This window comes from Micromonospora sp. CNZ296 (assembly GCF_007827635.1).
In genome coordinates this window covers 403,088-424,881 of record NZ_VISW01000002.1, presented here as the reverse complement: position 1 = coordinate 424,881, position 21,794 = coordinate 403,088, and the positions used below count along the sequence as shown (strand labels likewise).

Below are 21,794 nucleotides of genomic sequence, written 5' to 3'. Positions count from 1 at the left end.
ACAAGGGAGTGCCCATGTCCACGACCAGCCGGTTCACCGAGCGGGACGTCTCCGAGTTCTTCGACCAGACCACGCAGACGTACCTCAGCTTCTGGGACAGCGAGGGCGTGCTGCACACCGGCTACTTCGCCGGGGAGGACGACACCGACTACCACGCGGCGGCCGACCGGACCTCCGACATCCTGGCCGCGGACGCCGGGATCGACGCGTCGTCGAACGTGCTCGACGTGGGCTGCGGCTGCGGCAACTTCCTGCTGCGCCTGGCCGCCCGTACCGGGTGCCGGGGCGAGGGGCTGGACCTGAGCATCGAGCGGGTGCGCTTCGCCGAGCAGCGGCGCGCCGAGCGGGGCGCCTCGCTTCCGGTGTCGTTCCGGCACGGCTCGGCCACCGCCCTGCCGTACGACGACGGCACGTTCACGCACGTGGTCAGCCAGGACGCGCTGTTCCTGGTGCCGGACAAGCCGCGCAGCCACGCCGAGATGTTCCGGGTGCTCGCCCCCGGCGGGGTGCTTGCGGTGTCCGACTTCCTCCAGCCCACCGATCGGATCGGCGAGGCGGCCCGCCGGCACGTCTACGACCGGGTGCGCTGGAACGACGGCTACTCGCTCGACGGCTACCGCCGGGCGCTGACCGAGGCCGGGTTCGTGGACGTGGTCGCGCGCAGTCTCGACGCGCACATCAGGCAGACGTACCGGGTGCTGGGCCGCACCGCCCGGGAGCGCGCGGAGACGACGGCGGACGAGGCGGCGCGGACCTGGATCCTCGGCTTCGCCGACTCGTGCGACGAGATCCAGGCGGCGATCGACAGGGGCGAGTTCGGCTGGGGCATGTTCGTCGCCCGCAAGCCGGCCTGAGGGAGGGACAGCAGATGTCGCAGCGCACCCACACCGTGAAGCGGACGATCGCCGAGGTGGTCGCCGAACGGAAGACGCAGATGTCGCCCGGCGCGACGTTCGTCGAGGCGTTCGCCAAGAACGGCTTCGACACCAGCGTCGACTACGACGTGACGATCACCGACTCGCTCACCAGTTCCCGGCGCAAGCCCCGCTACCCGTCGCGGAACATGCTCAAGGTGGTGGACCTGTCCCGGGATCCGCAGGACTACTACTGGCACGAGAGCCCGCCCCGCCCGGACGACCCGGCGGTGGACGGCGCGGACCTGCGCCGGGAGGCGGCCAACCACTTCCACCGCTCCCCCATCCCGCCGCTGCTCACCACCACCGCGTGGGTGCAGGTGCCGGACACGTTGTGGGAGGACCCGGTCAGCTTCGCGCAGTTCATCGACTACCGGCTGGTGGTGCGGCTGGCCACGGCCGAGAACCACACCATCCTGCGCGGCGAGGGCGGGCTGCTGACCATGCCGGACCTGGGCCGGCTCACCGACCCGGGACCGTTCGCGTCCACCGTCCTGGCCGCGTGCAACGAGGTCGAGCAGATGGGCAGCACCGCCGACGGGCTGATCATCAACCCGGCCGACTACTACCGCCTGCTGGGCAGCGGCTCGCTGATGCGGGACGTGGAGGACAACGGCGTGTTCATCGTGCGTACCCGGCTGGTCGACCCGGGCACCGCGATCGTCGGGGACTTCGGACACGGCGCGCTGCTGTTCGACGCCGGCCGGTCCACCATCGCGTTCGCCGAACCGCCGCCGGGCACGTTCGCCGAACCCGGGGTGGCACTGCGCGCCGAGATCTGGGAGCGGGTCGTGGTGAACCTGCCCACCTGCTTCTTCGTCGTGACGCTCTGACCGGCGGCGACTGATGACGACGCCGGGCCGTACCGACCCCGACGTGCTGGTGGTCGGCGCGGGCGTGGTGGGCCTGTGCTGCGCCTGGTTCCTGCGCCGCGCCGGGCTCAGCGTGACGGTGGTGGATCGGGGCGAGGTCGGCGACGCGGCGGCCTGCTCGGCCGGGAACACCGGCTTCGTCGGCACCCAGGGCTCGGCGCCGCTGGCCGAGCCGGGGGTGCCGGCCACCGGGATCCGCTGGCTGTTGCGCCCGGAGAGCCCGTTCGCGGTCCGGCCCCGGCTGGACGGCGCGCTGCTGGCCTGGCTCTGGCACTTCCGCCGGCACTGCACCGAACGGCACGCCCGCGCCGGGTTCGAGACGCTGCTCGCGCTCAAACAGCGCAGCCTCGCGCTGCTGCGCGAGATCTGCGCCGAGGACGAGCTGGCCGGGACGCTCACCGAACGCGGCATGATCCTCGCCTGCCACACCGAGCAGGGGTACGCGAAGGCGCGCCGGACGATCCCGGCGGCGACCGCGCGTGGCGTGCCGCTGCGCGAGCTGGACCGGGCCGAGCTGGCCCGGCTGGAACCCGGCGTCGACTTCGCGGTGGCCGGGACGCTGCTCAACGAGGAGGGCGCCGCGCTGCGCATCCCGGCGTTCCTGGTGGCACTCGCGCGGGCGCTGCGGGCCCGGGGCGTGGACGTCGTCACCGGCGCGGAGGTACGCGACTTCGAGGTGACCGGGCGGCGCGTACGCGCGGTGCGCACGGCCCGGGGCGAGCTGCGCCCGGCCGAGGTGGTGATCGCCGCCGGGGTGTGGTCGGCGGCCTGCGCCCGGATGCTCGACGTCGGGCTGACGCTGCAACCGGCGAAGGGCTACACCGTCACGCTGCCCGCCGGGCCGGGCACGCCCACCCGGCCGGTGCTGCTCAGCGAGGGCAAGGTCGCCGTGATGCCGCTGGGTGACCGGGTACGCGTCGGCGGCACGCTGGAGCTGTCCGGGCTGGACACGTCGATCTCACCGCGCCGCGTCGACGGGATCCTGCACACCGCGCGGCGGTACCTGCCGGCGCTGGACACCGGCCGCCGGCTGGACGTGTGGAGCGGCCTGCGTCCGTGCACCCCGGACAGCCTGCCGCTGATCGGGCGGGCCGACGGCTACGACAACGTCAGCGTGGCCACCGGGCACGGGCACATCGGGATGGGCCTGGCCCCGGCCGGCGGACGGCTGCTCGCCCAGCTCGTCTCCGGCGCCGAGCCGGACCTGCCGCTGGAGACGTTCGCCCTGGACCGCTTCCGGAAGGGGATCTCGTGAGCGACCGGCCGGAGATCGGCGTGCTCTGCCTCGACACCAGCTTCGACAAGATCCCCGGGCACATCCGCAACCCGGACACGTTCGACTTCCCGGTGCGCTACCGGGTGGTGGAGGGCGCCACGCCGCAGCGGCTGGTCCGCGAGGCCGACCCGGCGCTGCTGCGACCGTTCGTCGACGCGGCCCGCGACCTGGAGGCGGCCGGGGTCGCCGGGATCACCGGGGCGTGCGGGTTCCTCGTGCTGTTCCAGGCCGAACTCGCCGCCGCGGTGCGCGTCCCGCTGTGGTCGTCGAGCCTGGTGCAACTGCCGATGGTGCACCGCATGGTCGGGCGCCCGGTCGGGCTGCTGGTCGCCGACGAGGCCGCGCTGACCCCGCGCCACCTGGCCGCGATCGGCGCCGCCGACGTCCCGGTGGCGGTCACCGGCATGGCCGGGCAGCCGGAGTTCCGCGAGGTGATGCTGGAGGGGCGGCGCGACGCCCTCGACGTCGGGCGGCTCGCGGCCGAGGTGGACGAGCGGGTCGACGCGCTGTCCGACGCGCATCCGGAACTGGGTGCGCTGGTCGTCGAGTGCACCGACCTGGTGCCGTTCGCCCACCGGATCCAGGCGCGGCTGGGCGTGCCGGTGTTCGACGTCGTCACGCTGACCACGATGGCGTACGCGAGCCTCACCCGGCGGCCGTACCGCCCCGGTGGGTGACCGCGGGGCCGTCGCGCGGAAACCGGCTCCCGGCGCCCGTCCGGCGCTTAGCGTGGGACGAGGGGCGGCCTGCCCGGGGCGCCGGTGAGCGGAGGGAGAACGCGGTGACGGAGCCGGAGGAGGAGCAGGAGAAGACCCGCAAGACCGATCGGGTGCTGTTCTCGCCCGACGGCGACCCGCACCACACGCTCGCCGAGGCGCCCCAGCCGGACGAGCACCTGCCGCCCACCGTCACCCGGGACGGCCACACGGACGTGCTCGACGACGAGCAGTGAGCGCACCGTCCCGCCCGGGCTCGTCGGCCGGACGGGACGTGTCGCGGCCGGACCGGCGGATCGCCGTCACGCCGCCAGGACGTGCCGCGGTCAGACCGGCGGGATGCCGGAGCGGCCGATGTCCGACATGTCGTCGCCGATCTCGGTCCGGGTGCCGGCCACCGGCCCGGCACCGGCCTCGGTCCGGTCCTCCACGCAGGCGTCGCCCAGCCCGTGCATCAGCTCCCCGACGACCGCGAGCGCCGAGCCCTTGTCCGGGCAGGGCGCCCCGGTGGCGAGCACCTGACCGTCGCCGCCGACGACCGTGAACCCCACACTGCCGTCGGCCTCGCTCTCGATGACGAACTTCACAGCGCTCCTCCCGCTCAGCTCAGCTCACGCCGTGCGTCTGCAACCACAGCTCCAGCAGGCCCAGTTGCCACAACTTGTTGCTGCCGGCGGCGGCCTGGGCCCGGTCCGGCTCGGCCAGCAGCTCGTCGACGTACGCCCGGCGGAACAGCCCGCGCCGGCGCGCCTCGGGCGCACCCAGCGCCTCGACCACCAACTCTCGCACGGGACCGTCGACGTTGCGCAGCGCCGGCACCGGGAAGTAGCCCTTGGGCCGGTCGATGACCTCGGCCGGCAGCACCTCGCGGGCCACGTCCTTGAGCACACCCTTGCCGCCCTGCGCCAGCTTGTGCTCCGGCGGGCACGCCGCGGCGAGCGTGACCAGGTCCTGGTCGAGGAAGGGCGTACGCACCTCCAGCCCCCACGCCATGCTCATGCTGTCCACCCGCTTGACCGGGTCGTCGGGCAGCATCAGGTGCGTGTCCAGGCGCAGCACCGCGTCCACGGCGGTCTGCGCGCCCGGCGCGGCCAGGTCCGCGGCGACCAGTTCGCCGGAGGCGTCACCGTCGCAGGCGTACGCCGGTTCGACCACCTCGGTCAGCTCGGCGTGGTCGCGGTCGAAGAACGCGGCGGTGAACTCGGCCGTCGCGTCCTCTCGGGGCGAGCGGGCCAGCCGGTGGTGGTAGCCGTAGCCGGCGAACACCTCGTCGGCGCCCTGGCCGGACTGCGCCACCTTCACGTGCTTGGCGACCTGCTCGGAGAGCAGGTGGAACGCCACCACGTCGTGGCTGCCCATCGGTTCGGTCATGGCCGCCACGGTGGCGCGTACGGCCGGACCGAGATCGCCGTCGGCGAGCCGGATGCGGTGGTGGTCGGTGCCGAACGTGCGGGCCACCAGGTCGGAGTAGTGGAACTCGTCGCCGGTCTCGTCGCCGCGGCTGTCGAAGCCGATGCTGAACGTCTGGAGGTGGTGCTGTCCGGCGTCGTCGAGCAGCGCCACGATCATGCTGGAGTCGAGCCCGCCGGAGAGCAGCACCCCGACCGGCACGTCCGCGACCAGCCGGCGGCGTACGGCGGTGCGCAGCGCGTCCCCGACGGCGGCCCGCCAGTCGGCGGCGTCCATGCCGTCGTGGGCCGGGTCGCGCCGGTACTCGGGCCGCCAGTAGACGCGCTCCCGGCTGCGCCCGTCGGCCTCGATCACCCGGACGGTGGCCGGCGGCAGCTTGCGTATCCCGCGCAGGATCGTGCGGGGCGCCGGCACGATCGAGTGCCAGGACAGGTAGTGGTGCAGCGCGACCGGGTCGATGCCGGTGTCGACGTCACCGCCGGCCAGCAGCGCCGGCAGCGTGGAGGCGAACCGGAGCCGGCCGGGCGACTCGGCGAGGTAGAGCGGCTTGATGCCGAGCCGGTCGCGGGCCAGCACGAGGCGGCGGCGCCGCCGGTCCACCAGCGCGACCGCGAACATGCCGACCAGGTGGTCGACGAACCGCTCCCCCCACTGCGCGTACGCCACCAGGATCACCTCGGTGTCGCTGGTGCTGCGGAAGGTGTGCCCGGCCGCGCGCAGCTCGTCGCGCAGCTCCGGGTAGTTGTAGACGCAGCCGTTGAAGACCAGGGCCAGGCCGAGGTCGTCGCGGACCATCGGCTGGGCGCCGGCCTCGGACAGGTCGATCACTGTCAGCCGACGGTGCCCGAGGGTGATCCAGCCGTCACTCCACGTGCCCTCGCCGTCCGGGCCGCGTGAGCGCATGGCAGCGGTCATCCGGGTCACCGCGGCGGCGTCGGGGGCGGCCCCGTCGAATCTGGCCTCACCGCTGATCCCGCACATCTCAGCGTCCACCGGTCAGTCGGGGAGCACCCACCACGCCAACCTCCCGCCACGTCGTCTCCCGGGCGGTCCGCCGGGTACGGCGACTACCCGGCCTGTGGCGAAGGAAACCCGGATGGGCTGTTGGCGAGCCGGGCACGGCGCGCCGTCGTACGGTGGCGGTACGGGCCATGTCCCCGGGCGGTCCGGCCACGGGACGTGGCCAGGATCAACGACGCCTGCCAGGAGGACGTGTGTTCGCCAATTCCGAGGAACTCCTGCGATACCTCACCGACGAGGACGTGAAGTTCGTCGACGTACGTTTCTGTGACCTGCCCGGCGTGATGCAGCACTTCAACCTGCCGGTCGAGTCGTTCGACGACAGCGTGTTCACCGACGGTCTCGCCTTCGACGGCTCGTCGATCCGTGGTTTCCAGTCGATCCACGAGTCGGACATGCTGCTGCTGCCGGACGTGGCGACCGCGTTCGTGGACCCGTTCCGCACGCAGAAGACCGTCGCGTTGAACTTCTTCGTCCACGACCCGTTCACCCGCGAGGCGTACTCCCGCGACCCGCGCAACGTGGCGAAGAAGGCCGAGGCGTACCTGGCGGCGAGCGGCATCGCCGACACCGCCTACTTCGGCGCCGAGGCGGAGTTCTACATCTTCGACTCCATCCGCCACGAGACCTCGGCACACCAGTCGTTCTACTACATCGACTCGATCGAGGGCGCCTGGAACAGCGGCCGGATCGAGGAGGGCGGCAACCGCGGCTACAAGACCGCGTACAAGGGTGGCTACTTCCCGGTGCCGCCGGTCGACCACTACGCCGACCTGCGCGACAGCATGGTCCGCCGGATGGTGGACGCCGGTTTCACCGTGGAGCGGTCGCACCACGAGGTGGGCACCGGCGGGCAGTCCGAGATCAACTACAGGTTCTCGACGCTGCTGCACTCGGCCGACGAGCTCCAGCTGTTCAAGTACCTGATCAAGAACGAGGCGTGGGCCGCCGGCAAGACCGCCACGTTCATGCCCAAGCCGCTGTTCGGTGACAACGGCTCCGGCATGCACACCCACCAGAGCCTGTGGCGCGGCGGCGAACCGTTGTTCTACGACGAGACCGGCTACGCCGGCCTGTCCGACACCGCCCGCTGGTACATCGGCGGCCTGCTGCACCACGCACCCTCGCTGCTCGCCTTCACCAACCCGACCATCAACTCCTACCGTCGTCTCGTCCCCGGCTTCGAGGCGCCGGTCAACCTGGTCTACTCCCAGCGCAACCGCTCCGCCTGCACCCGCATCCCGGTGACCGGCAGCAACCCGAAGGCCAAGCGCGTCGAGTTCCGGGTGCCGGACCCGTCGAGCAACCCGTACCTGGCGTTCTCCGCCATGCTCATGGCCGGTCTCGACGGCATCAAGAACAAGATCGAGCCGCCCGCGCCGATCGACAAGGACCTCTACGACCTGCCGCCGGAGGAGTGGGGCGACGTCAAGCAGGTCCCGGGCTCGCTGCCCGAGGCGCTGGCGGCGCTGGAGACCGACCACGACTACCTGCTCGACGGCAACGTCTTCACCGCCGACCTGATCTCCACCTGGGTCGACTGGAAGAACGCCAACGAGGTCGACCCGGTCCGGCTGCGCCCGACCCCGCACGAGTTCGCGCTCTACTTCGACTGCTGAGCCGTACCGCCACCGCCCCCGCCACCCGCGGGGGCGGTGGTCGGCGGAAACGGCCTCGGGCCGGCCCCCGCCCTCGTACCGTCGAGACATGACTCCGCCTCACGACGACACGCCGACCGTTCCGTGCCGGTGGAGCCGTCGGTGAGGCCGCGGCCCACCACCACCGCCACCACCACCCCGCAGATCCCCACCGTCCTGACCCTCGGGGTGGAAGAGGAGTTCCTGCTGCTGGACCCGGCCACCGGCGAGAGCATGCCGGTCGCCGACCGGGTACGCGGCGCGCTGTCCGGCACCGCCCGCGAGCAGAGCCGGCAGGAGTTCCGGCACAGCATGGTCGAGATGGTGACGCCGGTCAGTCCCGATCTCGGAGAGCTGCGGGAGCACCTGGTCACGCTGCGCCGGGCGGCCGCGCAGGCGGCCGACGCGGCCGGGGCGCGGCTGGTCGCCGTCGGCGCCACGCCGGTCTGCGAGGCCCACCGCACGGTGCCCGACGAGCAGCGCTACCACGACATGTCCCGCCGGTTCGGCCCGGTGGCCCACGACCCGGCGGTCTGCGGCTGCCACGTCCACGTCGGCGTGCCGGACCGGGAACTGGCAGTGCAGGTCTGCAACCACCTGCGCCCGTGGCTGCCGGTGGTGCAGGCGCTCACCGCGAACTCGCCGCTGCACGACGGGCGGGACACCGGCCACGCGAGCTGGCGCTCGATGCAGCTGGAACGGTGGCCGAGCATCGGACCGACACCGCACTTCGACTCCGCCGCCGACTACGACGCCACGGTGGCGGACCTGATCACCGCCGGGATCATGCTCGACGCCGCGATGGTCTACTGGTACGCCCGCCCGTCCGCGGCGTACCCGACGGTGGAGGTCCGGGTCGGCGACGTGTGCCCCACAGTCGACGACACGGTGTTGGTCGCCGGGCTGGTCCGGGCGCTCGTGGCCACCCTGATCGACGACGTCCGCGCCGGTGTGCCGGCACCCCGCATCCGGGACTGCCTGGTCGCCGCCGCGCACTGGCGGGCCGCCCACGACGGCGTCGACGGCAAGCTCGTGGACCTGCGCTCCGGTCGGCCCCGGCCGGCCTGGGACCTCGTCGACGACCTGGTCGTCACCGTCACGCCCGCGCTGGCCCGCCACGGTGACCTGGGTCTGGTCCGGCGCGAGCTGGACCGGGTGCGCCGGGACGGCACCGGCGCCACCCGGCAACGACGGATCATGGCCGGGACCGACGGGGACGTCCGCGCCGTGCTGGCGCACCTGGCCGCACAGACCGTCTCGACGTGAGTCGATGACCTCCCCGGACCGGACCGGCGACCGGTCAGCGCAACCCGGCGAACAGGTCGTCCTCGGGTGTGGCCGCGCCGGTGGTGTCCCGCACCCGCACGAACGTCTCCATGCTCATCAGCTCGGTGAACCGCTCCTGCCCCAGGCGCAGGAAGAAGATGTTCTCCGCCTGGCTGGCGTGCGCGGCGAGCGAGGCGAACTTCTGCCCGCCGTAGCCGCTGGTGTCGACCCAGGTGGTGATCTCGTCGTCCGGCAGGCCCAGCGCCGGCATCTCGTCGGTCGCCTCCGGCTCGGGGAACTCCACCCCGATCTCCTTCATGACGGTGCCGAACTGCTGGAACGCGCTGCGCGGCACTGTGGTCCAGTAGACCTTGGCCGGGATGCCGGTCTGCTCCACAGCGGCCATGGTGATCCGGTGGGCCTGGATGTGGTCCGGGTGGCCGTAGAAGCCGTTCTCGTCGTAGGTGACCACCACGTCGGGGCGGTAGCGCCGGATCAGCTCGGCCAGCCGGTCGGCCGCCTCGGCCACCGGCGTGTTCCAGAACGCGCCGGGCGCGTCGTTCGTCGCCCAGCCCATCATCCCGGAGTCGCCGTAGTCGAGCGTCTCCAGGTGGGTGACCTTGAGCGCCTCGCAACTGGCGGCCAGCTCGGCGCGGCGCATCTCGACCACGGCCTTCGGGTCGTGGCCGGGGTCGCCCGGTTTGATCCCGCCGGGACCGTCGCCGCACCCCCCGTCGGTGCACGTCACGAGCACAGTGGTGACGCCCTCGGCCGCATAGCGCGCCAGGACGCCGCCGGTGCTCGTCGCCTCGTCGTCGGGGTGCGCGTGCACCGCCATCAGGGTCAGGGATCGATCGGTCACCCCGTCACCATACGAGCATCGGCCGACGAACTAGCATTGCCCGGTCCGCAGACGGCGACGGAAGCGAGGCGCGATGGGTTGGCTCCAGCGGTTGCTCGGTGGCGGACGGGTCGAACTGGACCCCGCACGTCAGCAGGAGCTGCTGCGGGACGTGCGGCGGTCCTACGGGGCGCACGCCCGCCTCCGGTTCCCGGAGCAGGCCGACGCGATCACACGGCTGCTGTCCGATGACGACGGTCTCGTGGTGGCCGCCGGGATCGTCTGCGAGGCCGCCGACCAGGCGCACGCCGACCTCCAGGGCCAGGCGCAGGAGGTGTTCCGGCGCACCGGGCGGCGGCTGCTGGTGCACCGCCGGAACTACCGGCCCCTGTGGAAGGAGGCCGGGCCGGCGCTGCGCTGGCCGCTCGGCGCGCTGCCCAGCGGGCTGCACCCGTACGCGCAGGTCAGCGCCGCCGTGGCGGTGGTCGGCGGGCGGGCCGACCGGCTGGACCGGGTGACCGACCCGCAGCCGTTCGTGACGCGCCTGTTCGAGGTGCTCGACCTGACCACCGCCGGCTGGGAGTTCGGCCGGGTGCGTGTGGACACCGACAGCGCGAGGCTCGTGGAGCGGCTGATGGGCACCGGCGCGCGGGTGCTCGCGACGATGGACGACCCGCCCCGGCTGCCGCCGGCGGTACGGGAGATGATGCGCCGCAACCACCGCATCGCCGTGTACGACCCGGCCGGTCCCCGCGTGGTCGGCGAGCTGAACCTGGGCGCGCGGCTGCGCGAGACGCTGCTGGCCTGACCGGCGGCACGCCCCGCCCCGGCCGGGTGACCGAAGCGGGGTGCGTCGGTGCTCAGGTGGTCGTGCAGGTGAGGTTCGCCGGCGGGTTGTTGCTGCCGTTGACGGCACCGATGAAGCCGAACGTGGTGGAGCCGCCGGCCGGCACCGAGCCGTTGTAGTCGACGTTGCGCACCGTCACGTTCGCGCCGTTCTGGGTGTGCGTGCCGCTCCAGATCTGGTTGATCACCTGCCCGTTCGGGAACGTCCAGGAGACCGTCCAGCCGCGGATCGCGGTGGCGCCGGCGGTCACCGTGACCTCGGCCTGGAAGCCACCGGACCAGGAGCCGGTGATCGCGTACGTGGCACGCGCGCCGGACGGCGCCGGGGAGCTGGTGGTGGGCGCCGGGCTCGGCGTCGTACTCGATGTGGGTGTGACGGTCGGGGTCGGCGACGGCGTCACGCCGGGCCGGGCCGCGCGGTAGGTGTGCCCGGCGCGGACGGTGAGCGCGACGACGTCGGACTCCGGCCGGGTGGTGGCGGGTGTGCTGCCGTCGGTGACGTCGGCGAGGGTGAAGCTCCCGGTGAACAGCCGGGACCGCAGTCGCAGCGTGCCGTCGCGGTCGGCGCGGACGGTGATCTCGTCGGCCTGGCCGCTGCTCCAGGTCAGCGACACCGTGTAGCCGCCCCGGCCGCGCAGGCCCGCGACCTGCCCGGCGGGCCAGGCGGTCGGCAGCGCGGGCAGCAGGTGCAGCTCGCCGGTGTGGCTGTGCAGCAGCATCTCGGCGATGCCCGAGGTGGCGCCGAAGTTGCCGTCGATCTGGAACGGCGGGTGCAGGTCGAACATGTTCGGCGCGAGCCGGTCGGTACGCACCAGGTCGCGCAGGAGCTTGTGGGCGCGGGCGCCGTCCTCCAGCCGCGCCCAGAAATTGATCTTCCAGGCGAGGGACCAGCCGGTCCCGTCGTCGCCGCGCAGCTCCAGCGTCCTGCGGGCGGCCTCGTACAGCGCCGGGGTGCCGCGCCTGGTGATCTGGTTGCCGGGGTGCAGCCCGTACAGGTGGGAGACGTGCCGGTGGGTGCGTTCGGTCTCGACCCAGTCGGCCAGCCACTCCTGCACGTTCCCCCGGGAGCCGACGCGGCTCGGCGGCAGCCGGTCCCTGGCGGTGCGCACCTGGGACCGGAAGGTGGTGTCGACGCCGAGCACCTCGCTCGCCCGGGCCGCGGCGTCGAACAGGTCGCGCAGGATCTGGTTGTCCATCGTCGGGCCGGCGCAGACGCTGGCGTTCGCGTGGTGCGCCAGCTCCGGCGAGTTCGACGGGTTCGTCACCAGGTAGCCGAGCGTCGGGTGGGCGACCAGGGTGTCGAGGAAGAACTGGGCGGCGCCCTTGAGCGCCGGGTAGTTGGCCTGGAGGAAACCGCTGTCGCCGGTGAACAGGTAGTGGTCCCAGATGAGCGTGCTCAGCCAGGCCCCGCCAGTCTGCCACATGCCCCAGAACGCGCCGTCCACGACCGACGCGCCCCGCCAGGCGTCGGTGTTGTGGTGGGTGACCCAGCCGCCGGCGCCGTACTGCGCCTGGGCGACCCGCGCGCCGGTCACGGTGAGGTCCTTGACCATGTCGAAGACCGGCAGGAAGCACTCTGAGAGGTTCGTGGTGTCGGCCGGCCAGTAGTTCATCGGCAGGTTGGCGTTGACCGTGTACTTCGAGTCCCAGGACGGCGTCAGCGAGTCGTTCCAGATGCCCTGGAGGTTCGCCGGCTGGGTGCCCGGCCGCGACGAGGAGATCAGCAGGTACCGCCCGAACTGGAACAGCAGCGCGGCGAACTGCGGGTCGTTGGTGCTCGCGTGCTGCGCGATCCGTACGTCCGTGGGCTGGTCGGCGGCGGCCGTGTGGCCCAGGTCGATCGTGACCCGGTCGAACAGCGCCTGGTAGTCGGCGCGGTGGCGGGTGCGGAGCTGGTCGGCGGCGACGCTCTTGGCGGCGTTCAGCCGGTTGCGGGCGATGCCCTGGTAGTCGCCGTTGACGGTGCGGTAGTTGACGTAGCTGGACCCGATCGAGACCAGGACCGTCACGCTGGTGGCGCCGGACACCCGCAGCGTGCCGCCGGAGCTGCTGACCGTGCCGCCGGTGACGGCGGCGTTCGCCAGCGCGAGGAACCGTACCGAGCCGGTGACCCCCTCCATCGACCCGGAGACGCCGTCGAGCGCGATGGTCGCGCCGTCCGGGCTGGACACGGTGGTCCGCTGCGGGCTGTCGAACGCGGCGGAGAACGTGATCGCGTTCGCGCGGTCGGCGGTCAGCCGGAGCACCATGACCTGGTCGGGCGCGCTGGCGAACACCTCCCGCTGGTACCGGACGCCGCCCTGCACGTACGTGGTGGTGACGGTGGCGGTGGTGAGGTCGAGCGTCCGGTTGTACTGCGTCGCCCCGCTCGCCGAACCGAAGGCGAGCCGGAGGTCGCCGACGGTCTGGTACGCGAGCTGACCACCCGGGCTGCCCATCATGGTCTGGTTGATCAGGTCCTGGGCCGAGGTCCACTGGTCGGCGAAGACCCGACGCCGGATCTCGGCCAGGTTGGCCGCGCCCCTGGTGTTCGCCGAGTCGTACGGGCCGCCGGCCCAGACGGTGTCCTCGTTGAGCTGGAGCCGTTCGGTGTCGACGTTGCCGAACACCATCGCGCCGAGCCGCCCGTTGCCGATCGGCAGGGCACGCAGCCAGTCGGTGCCGGCCGGTTCGTCGTACCAGAGTGCCAGGTCGTTCGCGGCCAGTACCTGTGGTGGCGCCGCCGAGCCGGCGCGTGCGGCGGCGCTCCAGGCGGCCGGCACCAGCGCGGCACCGGCCCCGGCCGCGCCGGCCTTGAGGATGTTCCTTCGGGTCACGTCGGACATGGTCTTCTCCTCGCAGGGCGGGTCGGGCGGTGGTGCGGCCGGTGCGCGGGCGGGTCGGCGTCGGCCCGCCCGCGCACCGGGTGCGGTGGCTACCTCGCGCAGGCGACGCCGTTGAGGGTGAACGCCGCCGGTGCGGCCGTGTTGCCGGTGTGGTTCGCCTGGAAGCCGAGGCTGACCGAGGCGCCGGGCGCGATGGTGGAGTTGTAGGAGACGTTGCGGGCGGTCACCTGACCGGAGCCGGGCGAGTAGGTGGCGTTCCAGCCGGAGGTGATGGTCTGCCCGCCCGGCAGGGTGAAGACCAGCGACCAGCCGTTGATCGCGCTGCCGCCGGTGTTGGTGACGGTGAGGTCTTCGGTCAGGCCGGTGTTCCAGGCGTTCACCGTCGCGGTGACCCTGCAGGCGACGCCGGACGGCGGCGGGGTGGTCGGGCCGGGGGTGGTCGGCGCGGGTGTGGTGGGCGGCGGCGTCGTGCTCTGGAACTGGGTGAAGAACTGCCACGTCTCCCCCGGCAGCCAGGTACGCGAGCCGCTGTCACCCGGCGCGCCGTCCTGCGGGGCGGCGATGTGCCCCTCGTCGAAGGCCGCCCACACCACCGGGTACCCCGCCCGGCAGCCCGTGTACGTGGTGGTGCGGTGGCTCAGGCTGCCCTGGCCCGGCTCGGGCGGGTTCTGCGTGGCGCAGCCGTTGTTGCGGACGAACCGGTCGCGCATCGTCCGCCCGCCGGCGATGCCGAGGACGCCGTCGCGGATGCCGTGCGCGGCGAAGTACGCGATCGGCTGCGTGCCGCCGCTGCATCCGCTGAGCTGGCCGCCGGCGTAGACGGCCACCGCCCGGAAGACGGTGGGCCGGGCGCAGGCGACGGCGTAGCTCATGGCGCCGCCGTAGCTGAACCCGAGCGCGAAGCGCTGGCTGGTGTCCACGCACAGGCCGGCGTCGACACGGCGCAGGATGTCGTCGACGAAGGTGATGTCCTCGCCGCCGGCGTTGGCCCAGCCGTTGTTGAGCCCCTGCGGCGCGACGAAGATGGTGCTGTTGTTCGCCAGCCGCTGCAACCCGTAGTACGACCACACGTCGCGTTGGACGGTCTGGCCGGTGGCGACGTCGGTGGCGGTGCCGCCGCGCCAGTGGAAGCCGACGACCAGCCGGTACTGGCGGTTGACGTCGTAGCCGTCGGGCACCCGCAGGATGAACGTGCGGTTCTTGCCGCTGCTGGTGACGGTGTGCGTCCCGCTGGCCAGCGTCGGGGCCTTCCCGCAGCCGGCCGCCGCGGCCGCCGCGCCGACGTTCGCGGCCCGGGCGCTGCCGCCCAGTGAGCCGCCGACCATGGCGGCGCCCATGCCCAGGGCCAGCAGGATCGCGGCGGTGACCGACCCGGCTCTCGTTCTGCGCTTCGACATCTGAGGTCTCCTCCGGTAATGGTGGGGTGGGCCGGTCTAGCGGAACTGCCACCAGTTGACGTTGAGCAGGTAGCCGCTGCCGCCGGCGAAGCGCAGGAACACGTCCTGGGTGCCGGTGGCGCCACTGACCGGGCAGGTGACCGTGGTCCACGTCTGCCAGCCGCCGGTGCCGCCGACGGCGCAGGTGCCGGCCACGGCGCCGGTGGGGCTGCCCAGCCGCACCTCGATCCGGCCGCCGGCCGTCGCCGAGGCCACCCGGGCGGTGAACGAGCCGGCGCCGGCGCCGAACGCGACGCCCTTGACCTTGATGTAGTCGCCGTTCTCGATCCAGCCGACGTTCCTCCCGCCCTCGCTCGACGGTTCCGTCTCGACGCCCGCGGACCAGGCGATCGTCTCCGCCTCCTGGCGCACGTACGGGTTGAGCGTGCCGACCTGCGGTGCGCCGGCGCTGGTCATGTTGATCGTCGGGATGGTGCCGTCGGAGCGGTAGCTGAACTTCTCCACCGCCACGGACCGGGTGAAGCCGCCACCGCCCGGCAGCGCGCCGTTGTGGTAGAAGAAGTACGAGCCGCCGTTGAAGTCGATGATCGAGGCGTGGTTGGTGAAGCTGCCGCCCTGGCGGGGCATGATCGTGCCGCGGTAGGTCCACGGACCGGTCGGGCCGGGTGCGGTGGAGTAACCGATGAACTCCGAGCAGCACTCGGCCGCGAAGACGTTGTAGTAGGTCCCGTTGCGCTTGTAGACCCAGGGCCCTTCCTCGTACAGCGTGGGACGGCTGGTGTTCCCGCTGCGGGCGCCGAAGCCCGCTGTGGTCAGCGGGATCTGGGTCGGGCCGCCGGAGAACGACACCATGTCGGCGTTCAGCCGCACGTACCAGAGGTTCGGGTTGCCCCAGTACAGGTACGCCTGCCCGGTGTCGTCGACGAAGGCGTGCGGGTCGATCTCACCGTTCTCCACCAGCGGACGGCCGATGGCGTCCCGGAACGGGCCGGTCGGGCTGTCGGAGACACCGACGCCGATCGCCATCCGGCCGGTGGCCCGGTTCTTGACCGGGACGTACCAGTAGAAGCGGCCGTTGCGGTAGACGGTCTGGCCGGCCCACGCGTCGGCGCTGGCCCAGCTGAAGGTGGCCAGGTTCATCGGCGAGCCGTGGTCGGTCCAGTTGACCATGTCGGCCGACGAGTAGACCCGCCACTCCTTCATGGTGAAGTAGGTCGAGCCGTCCTCGTCGTGGCCGGTGTAGAGGTAGACCCGGCCGTTGTGCACCAGCGCCGCCGGGTCGGCCGTGTAGATGGTCTGGACGACGGGGTTGTCCGCGTGGGCGACAGCAGGCGTCAGCGCGACCGCGCAGAGCATGCTCGCGAACAGCGCGACGCCGCGTCGCAGGAGTCTTCTGGTCATGACGGCCTCCTCGGTCAGGGCGTGATGCGGAAGGTGGCGTCCTGGCGGTCGCTCGCGCTCGACGCCGAGCCGAGTGGGTCGATCCGCAGCAGGTAGTTGGCGTGCCGCAGGTAGCGGTCCGGGAAGTTGTGCGACCGGAACGACGTCCACGAGGCGTCGGCGAGTCCCGCGGTGCGGTGGAAGGTGGCGTCCGCCCGGAACGTGGCCGACCCGTCGTTGGGGTCGAGGCGGATGGCGTAGTTGCTGTGCCGCAGAAAGCTGCCCGGCCGGTTCACCGACTCGAACGACACGGCGGCGGGGTCGGCCAGGCCGGCCACCATCCGCCACATCTGGTCCTGGTAGGGATCGAACGGGTACGCGTCGACGCGGCCGACCCCGTTGCTGTGCCGTACCACGTGGTCGGGCAGGTTCGACGACTTGAGCCGGACCCAGTTCGGGGTGCCCCACCGGGAGATCATCGCGTTGTACTCGGCGTCGCTGATCCCGACGATCGAGCCGTGCTTGGCGTTCAGCGGCGGCGTGTAGTCGCGCTGGTTGAGCGCGGTCCACGAGTTGCCGCCGATGTTCGAGGTGGACCAGATGTAGTAGTCGGCGTTGACCGGGCTGAACGAGTCGCCCCAGAGCCGCCAGCCGCTGCCGTCGTTGTTCTTGACCAGCAGTGGCGCCTCGATCGCGTTGCCCTGCCGCAGTCCACTGGTGTACGTGGTGAAGCTGTTCGGCGCGCCGGTCGAGGAGCGGGCGCCGTGCAGCAGGCCGGTGGACAGGTTCTTGAAGTAGAGGTACGTGGTGCCACCGTCGACGACGACGTCACCGTCGAGCACCCCGAAGCCGGGGCTGAAGAACACCTGCTGCGGGCCGACTGTGATGAAATCGCTTGTGTAGTTGACCATCAGCACGTCGCCGCCGCTGTTGCAGGAGTAGACGATGCCGTACTGGCCGCGGCCGGCGTCCCAGAACGCCGTGGGCGCCCAGGTGTGCGAGTTGGGCAGCGTGTGCATCCGGATCCGGCGGTAGCCGGTGAGAGCGGTGAGGTCGGTCGAGTCCCACACGTGCAGGTACTGGCTGTTCAGGCCGAAGTTGGTGCCCTTGAGATCGGTGGCCAGGATGACGAACCTGCCGTCCCGCTTGCGGAACACGAACGGATCCCGCAGGCCCATCTGCCCCTGCGTCGGGGTGACCACCGGGTTGTTCTGGTTCAACGGCGTCCAGTTCAGACCGTCCCGGCTCACCGCCAGGTGCAGCCCGTAGTCCGCGCCCTGGAAGTTCGGCGTCTCGGTGAAGTAGGCCATCGCGTACGCGGTGTTCGCCGCCCACGCCACGCCGGGAAGGCCGGTGACCGACGCCGCGGTGAGTGCGCCGGATGCCGCCACGGCCTTGATGAGTGCTCGTCGACTGATCGCCACGGATCGGAACCCCTCTGCCGCCACGCTTGTGCGCGTGGATGGGTGGGACGTGATGACGCGGGCCGGACCGGCGTCTGATGTCGGCAGGAAGGGCTGGTGTTAGCGCTAACAGGATGCTGCCCAGGCATCCTTTCCGTACGCGCTCCGCCACCCCACCGGCGCCGGGCTCCCGTCCGTGCGCCGCATCTGCCTATATGGACTCTCATGGATGGAGGCGTCGGCCGTCAAGATGTGACGAACAGGTTTCGCGAAAGTTCCCGCGGAAAGCCGGAGATCCACGACCCGACCCGGCGAAGTCCTCCGGGGCGCGAAATGTTATCGATAACCTTTCGCGGGCGGTCTGAGCGGCGCGTACTCACCCTCGCGCCGCAGCCATAGACTTCCCTCGTGATCGAAGAAGGACCGCGGCCGCACCTGCGCAAGCCCCGGCGCGGTGACCTGCCCCTCGCGACGATCGCCGAACTCGCCGGAGTGTCCCCACCCACCGTCTCCAAGGTCCTCAACGGCCGGCGCGGGGTGGGCGAGCAGACCCGTCAGCGGGTGGAAGCCCTGCTCCGCGACCACGGCTACCGGCGACGGCAGACCACCGGCGCGGCCCTCTGCGTCGAGGTGGTCTTCCACCGGATGCTGTCCTCGATCGCCATGCAGATCCTGCGCGGCGTCCAGGAGGTCGCCGCCGCCCACGACCACACCGTCGGCTTCACCGACGTGCACCGGCTCGTGTCGGCCGGGCTGCCCTGGGCGGAGCAACTGCTGGTGCGGCAGCCGACCGCCGTCATCACGGCGTTCGCCCTGGTCACCGCCGAGGACGGCGAACGGTTCGAGGCCGACGGGATACCGCTGGTCGCCATCGACCCGACCGGCGACCTGTTCCCCACCCCCGCCGTCGGGTCCAACAACTGGAGCGGCGCGCTCGCCGCCACCCGGCACCTGCTCGAACTCGGCCATCGCCGGATCGGCGTGATCACCGGACCGGTCCGGGACCTGTCCGCGCGCGCCCGGCTGGACGGGTTCCACGCCGCGCTGGACTACGCCGGTGTCCCGTTCGACCAGAGCCTCGAACAGCGGGGCGTGTTCACCTTCGAGGACGGCCGCGACCTCGGCGCTCAGCTGCTCGCCCGGCCCGACCCGCCGACCGCTGTCGTCTGCGGCGACGACCTGCAGGCGATGGGCGTCTACGCGGCGGCCCGGGACGCCGGTCTGCGGATACCGGAGGATCTCAGCGTGGTGGGCTTCGACGACGTCGAGCAGGCGGCCTGGCTCGCGCCACCGCTGACCACGGTGCGGCAGCCGTTCGCCGAGATCGGCGCCACGGCCGCCCGGCTCGCCCTGACCCTGGCCGACGGCCGCGCCCCGGCCCAGGAGCGGTACGAACTCGGCACCACTCTCGTGGTACGGGCCAGCACCGCGCCGCCGTCGCGATGACCCCCGGCGGTCCTACCCCACCCGGACCGCGGCGTCCCGCATCAGCACTCCCCCACCCGTGCGCTCGACCCGGCGCGCCGAGCGGGGCGCCGGCGCGACCGGCCGGCCCACCCGGGCCACGTGCACGATCCGCTCCGGCGCCACGTCCAGCAGCGTGCCGAGCGCGTCCCGGGTGGCGGCCACGTCGACGAGCTGACTGAGCGGATGCGCGGCCAGCCCGGCCGTGTGCAGCGTCAGCCACATCCGCATGAGCACGCGTCCGAACTCGACCTGCCCGGCCGCGTCCAGACCGGGCGGCGCGACGAGCGCCAGCACCCCGCCGCCCTGCGCCAGCGGGTCACCGCCCGCGGCGGCGAGCAGCCGGGGCAGCCCCAGCGGGCGCAACGCCGGGTACGCCGCGAGCGCCGCCCGCAGTCCGGTGGCAGTGGCCCGGCCCAGCCCGAGGCACCTGTCACTGAGCCCGTCCGCCCGGTAGCGCGGGCCCGACCGGTCCAGGCGCAGCCAGCGGCGCAGCTCCGCGACCACCGCCGGGTCGGCGTACACCTGCCGGTCGGCCGTGCGCAGCAACGCGCGCAGCCGCCCGGCCGCCGGCACGGCACGGACCGCGCCACCGGCCCGCCGGGCGACCGCGTCCACGGCCGCGACCACGTCGGCGTCCGGCCCGGCGGTGAACCGGCCCCGGTGGGTACGCCGGTCCCACACGTCGGCGGTGCGGAACGGCGTCCGGTACGGCTGCCGTCCCGGCCGTAGCCGCCCCACCCGCCGGTCGGACTCGTCGTGGTCGGCGGCCCAGTCCAGCCGCAGCCCCGCGTCGGCGGCGACGATCAGGCAGGTCTCCACGAACGCGCCCAGCGACAGCCGCAGGTCGCGCCCGGTCGGGTCGCCCGCGGGAAGCGCGTCGGCCGGATCCCAGCCGACGGTGATCGCCCAGCGCTCGTAGCGCAGCCGCCACGGCTGGGTGTTGTGTGCGCTCGGCGCCCGCCAGCACAGCGGCTCCAGCGCGTGGAACGCGGCGAGGTCCATGCTCACCGCTCCCTGGCGTAGAACGCGTAGCCGTGCAGCGGGCGCCCGCCGAGGCGCCGGTACTGGGCCGCCGACGCCGGGTTGTCCCGCCCGACGTACGTGCTGCGCAGCGCCGTGTAGCCGCCGTCGTGCAGGTTGTGGTGCAGGTGCGCGGAGAGCAGCCGCTGGTAGCCGCGCCCCTGGAACTCCGGCACCACGCCCTTGACGATCAGCACTGCCTCCCGCCGGTACCGGCGGCGGGTGGCCAGCAGCCGAAGCTGGTTGACCGGGTTCAGGTCGCCGCGGACCGCGACCAGGAAGTCGCTGATGTCCGGCACGCAGAGCACGAACGCCACCGGCCGCCCGTCGCGGGTCAGGTAGAGCAGGAGCGACTCGTCCAGCAGGTACGCCAGGCCGTCGGTCTGCCGCCGCAGTTGCGCCGCGGAGATCGGCGTGTAGTAGCCGAGCTGGGCGAAGGAGTCGTTGAGCATCCCGCGCAGCAGGTCGAGCTGCTCGTCGAGCCGCCGCGTGTTACCCCGGTGCAGTTCCAGCCGCGCGCCGTCGGGCTGGACCCCCAGCGCGGGCGGCGGCTCGACCGGCGGCGGGACCGGGCAGATCCACGTGTCGGAGACGAACCGCCCGGCGAACCCGTTCTCCTCGTACGCGTCCGGGTAGTACGGCGGGTTCCACGCGCTGTCCACGAAACCCCGGTCGGCGTACCCGGAGGTGATCACGCCGCCGGCCTGGTTGGGCAGCAGTGCCACCGGCCCGAACAGCAGGTCCCGGCCGGGCGTCGCGTACGCGCCGATCGCGTCGAACAGCGGCCGGGCAGCCGGCGCGGTGAACTCGGTGAGCCCGAACAGCTGGCAGCGGCGCCCCATCTCGGCGTCGAAGTCCGCGTCGGTGTGCAGCGTGGTCCGCCCGGCCACGGTGCCGGTGGCGTCGCGCAGCACGTACATCGGCACGCCGTCGCGCCACCAGCGGCGGATCTGCTGCCGGGGCGTCGGCACGTACCGGGGCTCGTCGGCGTACAGCCGGTCGGTGAGGGCGAGGAAGTCGCGCAGGCCGCGCCGGCCGGTCACGCGCTCGAACCGGTGGCCGGTCACCGGCGCACCGCCGGTCCGGTCGTCTCCGCGCCCAGCGGCGTGAACCGCTCGATGTGGCCCATCGCGCCGTCCTCGGCCCGCCACGCGCCGTTGGAGTAGCCGTCCGGGGAGGCGGTGTAGAGCCGGATGAACCCGGCGGTGGCGTTGCGGTCGCCGTCGGTCAGCCACATCATCAGCTTGCGGTGGTGCCGGGTCCGGGCGAAGCGCAGCAGCGCGTCCCGGTCGGTGAAGAACGCGATCGTGCCGAGCGTCAGCGGGAACTGCCAGTAGACGGTGTGCCAGCAGTAGCCGGACATCCGGCGCATGTCGCGCACCATCCGGATCCAGTCGGGGGCCAGGCGCAGCAGCACCAGCGGGTTCGCGTACCGGGTGCCGCCGATGAACATGGCGCCGGCGCGGGCCTGCGCGGGGGCGCGGGAGAAGTCACGGGTACGCAT

At 72.6% G+C, this 21,794-nt stretch carries 19 protein-coding genes; 9 read left to right on the top strand and 10 right to left on the bottom strand.

What is annotated here, in order from left to right; translation table 11 throughout:
* Positions 1-14 precede the first annotated feature (14 nt).
* From FB455_RS04685 to FB455_RS34190, 5 genes are all read left to right on the top strand, one after another.
* Positions 15-854, top strand: coding sequence for a class I SAM-dependent methyltransferase (locus FB455_RS04685; RefSeq protein WP_013477124.1), 840 nt, complete (start codon positions 15-17; stop codon positions 852-854).
* Between the two features lie 14 nt (positions 855-868).
* The gene (locus FB455_RS04680; protein ID WP_145752367.1) at positions 869-1,747 is read left to right on the top strand and encodes a family 3 encapsulin nanocompartment shell protein; all 879 of its coding nucleotides are present in this window, start codon (positions 869-871) and stop codon (positions 1,745-1,747) included.
* A gap of 13 nt (positions 1,748-1,760) precedes the next feature.
* Entirely contained in the window at positions 1,761-3,041 is a 1,281-nt protein-coding gene (locus FB455_RS04675; RefSeq protein WP_030268992.1) for an NAD(P)/FAD-dependent oxidoreductase, read from the top strand.
* Positions 3,038-3,739: an aspartate/glutamate racemase family protein gene (locus FB455_RS04670; RefSeq protein WP_145752365.1), complete on the top strand. Its 702-nt coding sequence runs from the start codon at positions 3,038-3,040 to the stop codon at positions 3,737-3,739. Before FB455_RS04675 ends, FB455_RS04670 begins: the two co-directional genes overlap by 4 nt.
* A 104-nt stretch (positions 3,740-3,843) precedes the next feature.
* The gene (locus tag FB455_RS34190; protein WP_013285860.1) at positions 3,844-4,014 is read left to right on the top strand and encodes a hypothetical protein; all 171 of its coding nucleotides are present in this window, start codon (positions 3,844-3,846) and stop codon (positions 4,012-4,014) included.
* Positions 4,015-4,104: 90 nt separating this feature from the next.
* On the opposite strand, the gene FB455_RS04665 is transcribed toward FB455_RS34190, so the two are convergent.
* Both FB455_RS04665 and FB455_RS04660 read right to left on the bottom strand, forming a co-directional pair.
* Positions 4,105-4,365, bottom strand: coding sequence for a YegP family protein (locus FB455_RS04665; protein ID WP_013285859.1), 261 nt, complete (start codon positions 4,363-4,365; stop codon positions 4,105-4,107).
* Between the two features lie 19 nt (positions 4,366-4,384).
* Entirely contained in the window at positions 4,385-6,169 is a 1,785-nt protein-coding gene (locus FB455_RS04660) for an N-acetylglutaminylglutamine amidotransferase (RefSeq protein WP_013285858.1), read from the bottom strand.
* 233 nt (positions 6,170-6,402) lie between these two features.
* Between FB455_RS04660 and glnA the strand changes: the two genes are divergently transcribed.
* Positions 6,403-7,827: a type I glutamate--ammonia ligase gene (gene glnA, locus FB455_RS04655; protein ID WP_030268987.1), complete on the top strand. Its 1,425-nt coding sequence runs from the start codon at positions 6,403-6,405 to the stop codon at positions 7,825-7,827.
* Positions 7,828-7,968: 141 nt separating this feature from the next.
* Positions 7,969-9,111, top strand: coding sequence for a carboxylate-amine ligase (locus tag FB455_RS04650; protein ID WP_030268985.1), 1,143 nt, complete (start codon positions 7,969-7,971; stop codon positions 9,109-9,111).
* 34 nt (positions 9,112-9,145) lie between these two features.
* Here FB455_RS04650 and FB455_RS04645 read toward each other — a convergent pair whose 3' ends face one another.
* A complete protein-coding gene (locus tag FB455_RS04645) occupies positions 9,146-9,973 on the bottom strand; it encodes a PIG-L family deacetylase (RefSeq protein ID WP_013285855.1) in 828 nt (275 codons plus the stop codon).
* A gap of 73 nt (positions 9,974-10,046) precedes the next feature.
* On the opposite strand from FB455_RS04645, the gene FB455_RS04640 reads away from it, so the two are divergent.
* Positions 10,047-10,760, top strand: coding sequence for a hypothetical protein (locus FB455_RS04640; RefSeq protein ID WP_013285854.1), 714 nt, complete (start codon positions 10,047-10,049; stop codon positions 10,758-10,760).
* A gap of 52 nt (positions 10,761-10,812) precedes the next feature.
* Here FB455_RS04640 and FB455_RS04635 read toward each other — a convergent pair whose 3' ends face one another.
* The 4 genes from FB455_RS04635 to FB455_RS04620 form a co-directional block, all read right to left on the bottom strand.
* Positions 10,813-13,623, bottom strand: a complete 2,811-nt coding sequence (locus FB455_RS04635; RefSeq protein ID WP_145752362.1) for a glycosyl hydrolase family 95 catalytic domain-containing protein — start codon at positions 13,621-13,623, stop codon at positions 10,813-10,815.
* An 89-nt stretch (positions 13,624-13,712) separates the two neighbouring features.
* Positions 13,713-15,020 carry a cellulose binding domain-containing protein gene (locus tag FB455_RS04630; RefSeq protein WP_145752360.1) on the bottom strand — a complete coding sequence of 436 codons (1,308 nt, stop codon included), beginning with the start codon at positions 15,018-15,020 and terminating at the stop codon, positions 13,713-13,715.
* Positions 15,021-15,056: 36 nt separating this feature from the next.
* Positions 15,057-16,421, bottom strand: coding sequence for a glycoside hydrolase family 43 protein (locus FB455_RS04625; RefSeq protein WP_030268977.1), 1,365 nt, complete (start codon positions 16,419-16,421; stop codon positions 15,057-15,059).
* Between the two features lie 14 nt (positions 16,422-16,435).
* Positions 16,436-17,824, bottom strand: coding sequence for a glycoside hydrolase family 43 protein (locus FB455_RS04620; protein ID WP_145752358.1), 1,389 nt, complete (start codon positions 17,822-17,824; stop codon positions 16,436-16,438).
* A 387-nt stretch (positions 17,825-18,211) separates the two neighbouring features.
* Between FB455_RS04620 and FB455_RS04615 the strand changes: the two genes are divergently transcribed.
* Positions 18,212-19,249, top strand: coding sequence for a LacI family DNA-binding transcriptional regulator (locus FB455_RS04615; protein ID WP_013285849.1), 1,038 nt, complete (start codon positions 18,212-18,214; stop codon positions 19,247-19,249).
* Between the two features lie 12 nt (positions 19,250-19,261).
* Here the strand turns inward: FB455_RS04615 and FB455_RS04610 are convergent, their stop codons facing one another.
* The 3 genes from FB455_RS04610 to FB455_RS04600 are packed head-to-tail and all read right to left on the bottom strand — an operon-like array spanning position 19,262 to position 21,794.
* Complete coding sequence (locus FB455_RS04610) at positions 19,262-20,272, bottom strand: nitroreductase family protein (RefSeq protein WP_013477139.1); 1,011 nt, start codon at positions 20,270-20,272, stop codon at positions 19,262-19,264.
* 2 nt (positions 20,273-20,274) lie between these two features.
* Positions 20,275-21,357, bottom strand: a complete 1,083-nt coding sequence (locus FB455_RS04605; RefSeq protein ID WP_145752355.1) for a GNAT family N-acetyltransferase — start codon at positions 21,355-21,357, stop codon at positions 20,275-20,277.
* Positions 21,354-21,794: a hypothetical protein gene (locus FB455_RS04600; protein ID WP_013285846.1), complete on the bottom strand. Its 441-nt coding sequence runs from the start codon at positions 21,792-21,794 to the stop codon at positions 21,354-21,356. The genes FB455_RS04605 and FB455_RS04600 overlap by 4 nt, the downstream gene beginning before the upstream one ends.